This window comes from Streptomyces sp. ICC4, assembly GCF_003287915.1.
Classification (GTDB): Bacteria; Actinomycetota; Actinomycetes; order Streptomycetales; family Streptomycetaceae; genus Streptomyces; species Streptomyces tritrimontium.
The window spans coordinates 8,994,324-9,001,793 of record NZ_CP030286.1 but is presented as its reverse complement, the minus strand read 5'-3'; the positions used below and the strand labels follow the sequence as shown (position 1 = coordinate 9,001,793).

Below are 7,470 nucleotides of genomic sequence, written 5' to 3'. Positions count from 1 at the left end.
GGTGGCGTCTGTCCAGCTGTTTACGCCGTCTTCACCGGCGGTTTATCAGAGCGGCTAAGGCCGCTCTGGAATCAGCTTTCAGCTGCCCCTACTGCGCTACCATGCGATTTTCGCCTGGGAGCAAAGCTCATGCAGCGTTTAGCCAAACCGTCGGACTACGTCCGGCAAGACGTTCTCGGTCAATCGACCTATGTGCTTCCCTGGGAGCCGCGGTTGTGCCCGGGAAACCCTGCGGATGATCCCGAGCTGGGCGCTCAGCTCTACAACGAATTTGCCTGCAACGCCGCCCAGGGCGTTACACCGCGATCACCAGCCGAACAGCTGGCTGACATCATCGGTTGGGCCATAGCCACGCCAGGAGAGGCTGCCTGTGGTTTGGCGGCTGACCTCGCGGCGACCTACCAAGGCAAGCATCAGTTTCGACTGGAGGATCTGCAGCATTGGGACGAGGAAACCAAGCCGCATCGAGCGCACCTGATTTTTCACAATCAGGAATTACGTGCGTTATCGGCTAGGACCATCATGGCTCTGCGTTTTCGTGCCGAAACCGTTCAGATACCGGATTAGGGGTGTTGGCGTCAGACTGCTGCACGTTCCGCGCGCCCGTCCCGTCCGCCCAGCCTGACCTTGGTCCGGGCACCCACTGACTCCCGCCGCAGGAAGTCCCCGACGGACCCGCACACCAAGAGCCGGCCCATCAGCGCCGCGGCCGCCCGCTCCTACCTCGCCACGGTCACCCCGAAGACCGAGGGGTCCACCAGCGGGTACAGCCGCGACCTCTTCCCCCACTGGAGCACCGTCTCCGGCACCTGCAACACCCGCGAGACCGTCCTCAAGCGCGACGGCTCGGGCGTCGTCCAGGACTCCGCCTGCGCGGCCGTCAGCGGCAACTGGTACTCCGAGTACGACGGCGCCACCTGGACCGCCGCCTCCGACGTCGACATCGACCACGTCGTCCCGCTTGCCGAGGCATGGCGCTCCGGCGCCAACTCCTGGACCACCAGCAAGCGCCAGCAGTTCGCCAACGACCTCACCCGCCCCCAGCTCATAGCGGTCACCGACAACGTCAACCAGGCCAAGGGCGACCTCGACCCCGGCAAGTGGCTTCCCCCGCGCACGGCCTACCGCTGTACGTACGCGCGCCTGTGGGTCGACGTGAAGCAGTACTGGAACCTGAGCATGGACTCGACGGAGAAGACGGCCCTGCTCAACATCCTCAACGCCTGCTGACCCACCCGCCCACCTCCACGGCCGGCCTCCCCTCCCCCCGCACCCCGCGCGACGACGCGCTCGTACGCGAGGAGCGGCGCGAGGCGCTGGCCGTCCAGCAGCGCCACGGCCTGTCCGCCCCCGGTCACAGCGCCGCGCCCCTGCGCCTGTACGTCTCCGACGCCATCCGCGACATCACCGACGGGGTGGTCGAGCTGGAGGAGGCCGTGTGCGCCCGGCTCGGGATCCTGCGGCCCCGCCGCGCCCTGGTGCCCGTACGGCTGCGCCGGCTCGCGGCCCTGCTGGACGAGATCGCGGCCCATCCGGACCTCGCCCGGCACGTGCGGGACGAGCTGCGGCGCATGGCGCGCCGCTGCGCCCGCGCGCTCGGGGACACCGAGCAGGTGGTGCGGGTGTCCGGCCGCTGCCCGTGGTGCGACTCCGTGTCCCTGCGCGCCTTCCCCGACCGCCGGGCCGTGCTGTGCGTCAACCCGGCCTGCCGCTGCACCGGCGAGGAGTGCGGCTGCCACGACGATCCGGCCTACCGCCACCTGTGGCCCGAGGGCGAGTGGGCCGTACTGGCGTCCGACTCGGGCTGCCGCACCGAGGAACTCGACTCCGCGATGGAAGGCAACGCCCAGTGACCCCTCCGCTCCCTGCGCTCCCCGCGCCGGCCCCTCAGGCCCCCCTCCCCCGGAGCACTGACCCGCCCCCACCTGAGGACGGCCCCGGGACGCGGATCCGGGCCCGGATCCGACGCCAAACCGGGGGCACACCCGGGCACCAACCCACCAGTCGGCACGCTGCCGGCACTCCCAGGCCCGGCCCGGCGCGCCAGGCCTGGGAGTGCCCGGCACGTGCGGCACGGGCCAGTGCCCAGGAAGGGCAGCAACCTGCAGCGGCTCCCGCAGCGCGAGAGCGGTGACGGGCAGGCCCCCCGTCAGCCCGGCACAGCGCAGCCCCGCCTCGGAAGCGCAGCCCGACACCGCAGCGCAGCCCGGTGGCACAGTGCAGCCCGGCACAGTGCAGCCCCGTATCGGAGGCGCAGCTCAGCCCGGCACAGCGGCGCAGCCCGGCGGCCGTCGCCCGACCAGTGCAGCTCTGCCTTGGAGGCGCAGCCCGGCACCGCCGCCCCGCCCGGCGGCCGCTGCCCGGCGCGGTGCGGCCCTCCCTCGGAGGCGGAGCCTGGTCCTGGCTTCGGTGGGCGGCCGTCTGCGGGTCGGGGCCGTCTGGTGCAGGAGTCGGCACGCCCATGGCAAGCCGGGCTGCCCGGCAGCGTCGGGGCGCGCGCGGCGGGCTGTCCTGCGCTGCGGCCGGACAGCGTCGCTTCGCGTCGCACCAGCCGCCTGCCCCGTGATCTCCAGCCAGCCCGTGCAGTACGCGAACACCAAGGGCGAGCTGGACTACGAGAACAGCCCGGGCGTGAAGAAGGCGTGGGACACCGCCGTGGCGGCGGCGAAGGGCGAACTGACGGGCAAGCTGCGGCAGTTCGACGAGAAGGGCACCTGGAACGCGGCCTTCAAGAACGCGAGGTTCGCCACGGTGGCCTGCCCCAGCTGGATGACGGGCATCATCAAGGACCAGGCGGGCCCGGACAACCAGGGGAAGTGGGACATCGCCGCACCGCCCGTGGCCGGCAACTGGGGCGGCTCGTTCCTCGCGGTCCCCAAGTCGGGCAAGCACACCAAGGAGGCGGCCGAGCTGGCCGCGTGGCTCACCGCGCCGGCGCAGCACGCCAAGGTCTTCGGGGTGAACGGCAACATCCCCTCCACCAAGGACACGCTCACCTCCGCGACCGTGCAGGACGCCAAGCTGCCGTACTTCGGTGACACCCCGATCGGCAAGATCTACTCGGAGGCCGCGGCCGGCATCACCCCCGCCCCGATCAGCCGCTGGGACGGCCAGGTGAAGACCTTCCTCACCGACAACGGCATCCTCGACATCGAGCAGCGCGGCACCGACCCGGCGAAGGCCTGGGACAACGTCAAGAAGCTGGTCGACGACAAGATCGACCAGTAGCGGCCGTCCCCACCCCGAAGGACCTCGCCGGCGCCCTGCGCGCCCCCGGCGCCGCCCCCGCGGCGGTCTCGGGCCTCGGGTCCGCCCCGGCCGGCAGCGCCCTGCGCTGGTCCTCCGACAAGGGCTGGATCGACCGCGCGGGGCCGCTCGGCGAGCCCGCCGAGACCGCCTCGCTGCCCACCCTCGCCCAGCTCACCTCCGCCGAGCAGCGCTGGGCGGACCGCGAGGAGGACATCACCACCGTCGGCGGCGACCCCTTCGAGGTCGGCCAGGTCTTCGCCCGGCGCTGGATGGAACGGCTCCCGGAGACCGTGCACCTGCAGAAGCTCGCCACCATGTACCCGCGGATCCCGCACCGGATCGACGGAGAGCTGCTGCGCTACGCCGCCCGGTTCGGGCTCCTCGCCCACAAGGACGACCAGATCGACGAGCACGACCGCTACGCCATCCGGGCCGGATTCTGGCGCGAGATCGACGTACGGGCGGCCGCCGAACACGTGGCCGCCTCCGGAGGGGCTCCCGCGCAGGTCCCCGCGGTCCCCGCGGCCGCTGCCGTGCCCGTGTCAGCCTGTGCTGTGCCCGTACTCACGAGGGAGCAGCCTACGGGGTTCCGGTGCCTACTCGGCTGCCGGGGCGGCCGGGGCGGCCGGGACGGCCGCCCCGGCAGCCGAGTAGGCACCGGAGCGACCTTGACCGTGCGGGTCTGGCCGCCGCCCAGCGGGCCGCCCGCGGTGCGGGTGTCAGCGACGCGGGCCGGGGTGATCGGGGAGAACCGCTCGCCGATGTTGGGCTGGTAGAAGCCGACGAAGTCCACGATCAGCGACGCCCAGCCCGAGTTCAGCTGCGCCAGGATCTTGCCGTCAGCACCAACCGGCACGGTGACGGTGTTGGACGAGGTGCCGCCCGCGCGGACGTTGACGTTCGAGGTCGCCGGGCGGGGCTGGCCCGAGGGCCAGACGCTCAGGTGGGTGTCCTCGGTGGAACCGGTGACGGTCACGTTGAGGACCACCGAGGCCATGCCCCCGGAGAGCACGTGATCCGGGACGCTGCTGGTGGTGTTCGGCAGGTTCACGATCCTGGCGTAACCGCCCTGGAGCGGCGTGTTGGTGGTGCGGGTGTCGAGCAGGCGGAACGGCTCGGTGGCCATGTAGCCCGAGGCGGCGTAGTCGACCTTCACGGTCCGGGTCGCCGTGGACTTGGCGCCCTTGGAGTCCTGGAGCGTCAGCGTCACCTTGTACTCGCCCGGCTGCTTGTAGGCGTAGGAGGAGAAGCGGCCGTCGGTGCTGTGCGCGGTGGTGCCGTCACCGAAGTCCACGTCCGCGCTCGTCACCGGCCACGGCGCCGTGGTGCCCGCGGTGTCGACAAAGACGGCAAACGAGATTTCGGCCTGTCACGTGGGCGCGGAAATGTGTATAAGGGACAGGATCGAGCCCGTACCCCGTTCGGCCCCGGCCCGAAATCTCCCGCCAAGGCAAGGGAACGGCAAAGCCGCCTCGGTCGTTCTCCCGGCATGACCGCTATGACCCCTGGTTCCAACCTGCCGCTCAACACCGTCCGGGTGACGGTTGACGTGGCTGCCCCGGTGCGGCTCGACGTGTCCGGGCTCCTCCTCGCCGGCGACGGCAAGGTGCGCTCCGACGCCGATTTCATCTTCTTCAACCAGCCGACCGGTCCCGGCGTCAACTACCGCTCCGGCGGCGGTACGGCGCCGGACTCGATCACGGTGGACACCGGCTCGGTGCCGCCCGGCATCGAGCGGATCGTGATCACCGCCAGTCCGGACGCGGCGGGTCAGACCTTCCAGGGCATCGAGCCCACCGCCACCGTGCGTGACGCCGCCAGCGGAGCGGTGATCGCCAGCTTCACCCCGCCGCAGCTCGGCGCGGAGACCGCACTGGTGGTCGTCGAGGTCTACCAGCGCGGCGGCGTGTGGAAGGTCCGCGCGGTCGGCCAGGGCTACTCGAACGGCCTCGCCGGCATCGCGACGGACTTCGGGGTCTCGGTGGAGGAGGAGGCTGCTCCGGCGGCCGCCGCACCCGCCCCCGTGGTCCACCGGCACCGGTCGGTGGTCGGCAAGGTCAAGACCGTGTCGGTCAAGCGCGAGGGCAAGCGCTGGTACGTGGTGCTGACCGCCGTGCAGCCCCGGCCCGAGCCGCTGCCCGCGACGGGCTCCGTCGTCGGGATCGACGTCGGGATCGCCAACTTCCTGGCCGACTCCAACGGTGAGTTCGTCCCCAACCCGCGCCACGGCCGGGCCAACGCCGAAGCTCTGGCCGAGGCCCAGCGGAGGGTTGCGGTCTTCCCCCGCGTCCGCCGCGACAAGCGGACGAAGAAGCACCGCGCCGCCGTGGCGAAGGTCGCAGCCCTGCACGGCAAAGTCCGGCGCCAGCGCCTCGACCACGCCCACAAGGCCGCACTCCGGCTCGTCCGCGTCCACGACGCGATAGCCCACGAGAAGCTGAGCATCGCCAACATGGTGCGGGCCCCCAAGCCGAAGCCCGACCCCGACGAGGCGGGCAGCTTTCTGCCCAACGGGGCCGCCGCGAAGGCCGGACTGAACCGTTCGATCCACGACGCGGGTTGGGGGGTGTTCCTCGCGATCCTCACCAGCAAGGCTGAAAGCGCCGGCCGGAGAATCATCGCCGTGGATCCCCGCAACACCTCCCGCGAGTGCCCCGAATGCGGGCACACCGCGAAGGAGAACCGCCCCACGCAAGACACATTCCACTGCCAGGCATGCGGCCAAGGTCCCATATCCACCCCCACACACCAGCCCCGACCTGCACCGATACCCGCCCGGCCGGCGGGGGGCCGTTCCGCCCCGGCTGCGAGGACCACTAGTAAGAGCGGTCGTTGCCAGCGGCCTCGAACCCCCGTAGAACTGGATGAGTCGCAGGGCGGACGCAGATCCCCCGGGTTCACCCCCGGTCTCCTGATCCCGCCGACGAACCCCTCTCCTCCGCGTGAGTGGCTCACGCATGCCCCAGGCATGCCGCGACCGCCCCTGTCCCCTTCGGAAGGTCAATCCGTGTCCAACGCCGTCATCCGCCGCATCGCCGCTTCCAAGAAGACCCTCGCGGGCACCGTCCTCGCCCTGGGCGTCGCCGGTTCCATGCTTGCCGCGGTCCCCGCGCAGGCCGCCCCGATGAACGCCAAGGCGATCGCCCAGCAGATGATCAAGGACCCGGCCCAGTTCGCGGCGTTCAACAACATCGTTTCCCGCGAAAGCGGCTGGAACCACACCGCCACGAACGCCTCCTCCGGCGCCTACGGCCTCGTCCAGGCCCTCCCGGCCTCGAAGATGGCCTCCGCCGGCTCGGACTGGAAGACCAACCCCGCCACCCAGATCAAGTGGGGCCTGGACTACATGAACTCCCGCTACGGCAGCCCCACCGGCGCCTGGAGCTTCTGGCAGACCCACCACTGGTACTAAGCCACCAGCGGTGATGCGGACGCCGCCGACCGAGACTTAGACGGGGTAGGTCGTCGGCAGGGTCAGAGGTGTATAAGGGACGGGTGCGGGCTTCCACGTCGTACTGGAGGGCGGCTGCTGGCTTTTGCCCGACGACGGAGCCCCGGTCTCGCTCGGCCCGGGTGACGCGGTGCTGCTGCCGCACGGCACGGGGCACGTGCTCGCCGACGCTCCCGCCGACGCGGTGGCCGTGGAGCGGGCCGTGCCGTTCGAGCGCTGGCTCGACGGGAGGGGCCGCCCGCACCCTCCCCGGACCGGCGAGGGCGTCGGCGAGGTGGAGCTGCTGTGCGGCAAGTACCGGCTCGACCGCAGCCGCGTGCACCCGCTCCTGGCGGAACTGCCGAAGGTCGTCCACCTGCCGAACCGGGTGGGCAGCCACCCCGAACTCCGCTCCGCCATCGACCTGCTGGGCCGTGAGCTGGGTGCGCAACGGCCCGGCTCGTGCATGGCCGTCCCCAGTCTGCTCGACCTCCTTCTCGTCTACATGATCCGCTCCTGGATGGACGAGGGGGCGGCCGGAGCCTGGCCGGCGGTCCTCGGCGACCCGGTGGTGGCCGCCGCCCTGCGGGCGCTGCACTCGGATCCGGCCGCCCCGTGGACCAACGACCGCCTGGCCGCGGAGGCGGGCGTCTCCCGCCCCACCCTGGCCCGCCGCTTCGCGGCCCTCGTCGGCCGGCCTCCGATGGCGTACCTCACGTATACATATGCAGGTTTATTACAGAACAGGAAGAAGTCAGCAACTTATCTGTTGAATGTAGTTTTTTTTTTTT

6 protein-coding genes and 3 pseudogenes are annotated in these 7,470 nt (G+C 71.1%); 8 read left to right on the top strand and 1 reads right to left on the bottom strand.

The window, feature by feature from the left end; genetic code table 11:
• The 5 genes and pseudogenes from DRB89_RS42535 to DRB89_RS45810 form a co-directional block, all read left to right on the top strand.
• A partial coding sequence (locus DRB89_RS42535) for a hypothetical protein (RefSeq protein WP_204358189.1) occupies positions 1-567 on the top strand: 567 nt, incomplete at its 5' end.
• A 60-nt stretch (positions 568-627) separates the two neighbouring features.
• A complete protein-coding gene (locus DRB89_RS42530) occupies positions 628-1,230 on the top strand; it encodes an HNH endonuclease family protein (RefSeq protein WP_239516713.1) in 603 nt (200 codons plus the stop codon).
• Positions 1,146-1,853, top strand: a complete 708-nt coding sequence (locus DRB89_RS42525; protein ID WP_239516712.1) for a hypothetical protein — start codon at positions 1,146-1,148, stop codon at positions 1,851-1,853. The genes DRB89_RS42530 and DRB89_RS42525 overlap by 85 nt, the downstream gene beginning before the upstream one ends.
• Before the next feature lie 709 nt (positions 1,854-2,562).
• Positions 2,563-3,228, top strand: coding sequence for an extracellular solute-binding protein (locus DRB89_RS42520; protein WP_239516711.1), 666 nt, complete (start codon positions 2,563-2,565; stop codon positions 3,226-3,228).
• A gap of 5 nt (positions 3,229-3,233) precedes the next feature.
• Positions 3,234-3,728 (top strand): annotated as a pseudogene (locus tag DRB89_RS45810) (NYN domain-containing protein); the annotation flags it as partial.
• On the opposite strand, the gene DRB89_RS42510 reads toward DRB89_RS45810, so the two are convergent.
• On the bottom strand, positions 3,668-4,558 hold the full coding sequence (locus DRB89_RS42510; protein WP_112463829.1) for a PKD domain-containing protein: 891 nt from the start codon (positions 4,556-4,558) through the stop codon (positions 3,668-3,670). The pseudogene DRB89_RS45810 and the gene DRB89_RS42510 sit on opposite strands and share 61 nt — an antisense overlap.
• Before the next feature lie 180 nt (positions 4,559-4,738).
• On the opposite strand from DRB89_RS42510, the pseudogene DRB89_RS45805 reads away from it, so the two are divergent.
• From DRB89_RS45805 to DRB89_RS42490, 3 genes and pseudogenes are all read left to right on the top strand, one after another.
• Positions 4,739-5,971 (top strand): annotated as a pseudogene (locus DRB89_RS45805) (RNA-guided endonuclease TnpB family protein); the annotation flags it as partial.
• Between the two features lie 246 nt (positions 5,972-6,217).
• Positions 6,218-6,661, top strand: coding sequence for a transglycosylase SLT domain-containing protein (locus tag DRB89_RS46500; protein WP_112453089.1), 444 nt, complete (start codon positions 6,218-6,220; stop codon positions 6,659-6,661).
• 82 nt (positions 6,662-6,743) lie between these two features.
• Positions 6,744-7,470: pseudogene (locus tag DRB89_RS42490) on the top strand (AraC family transcriptional regulator); the annotation flags it as partial.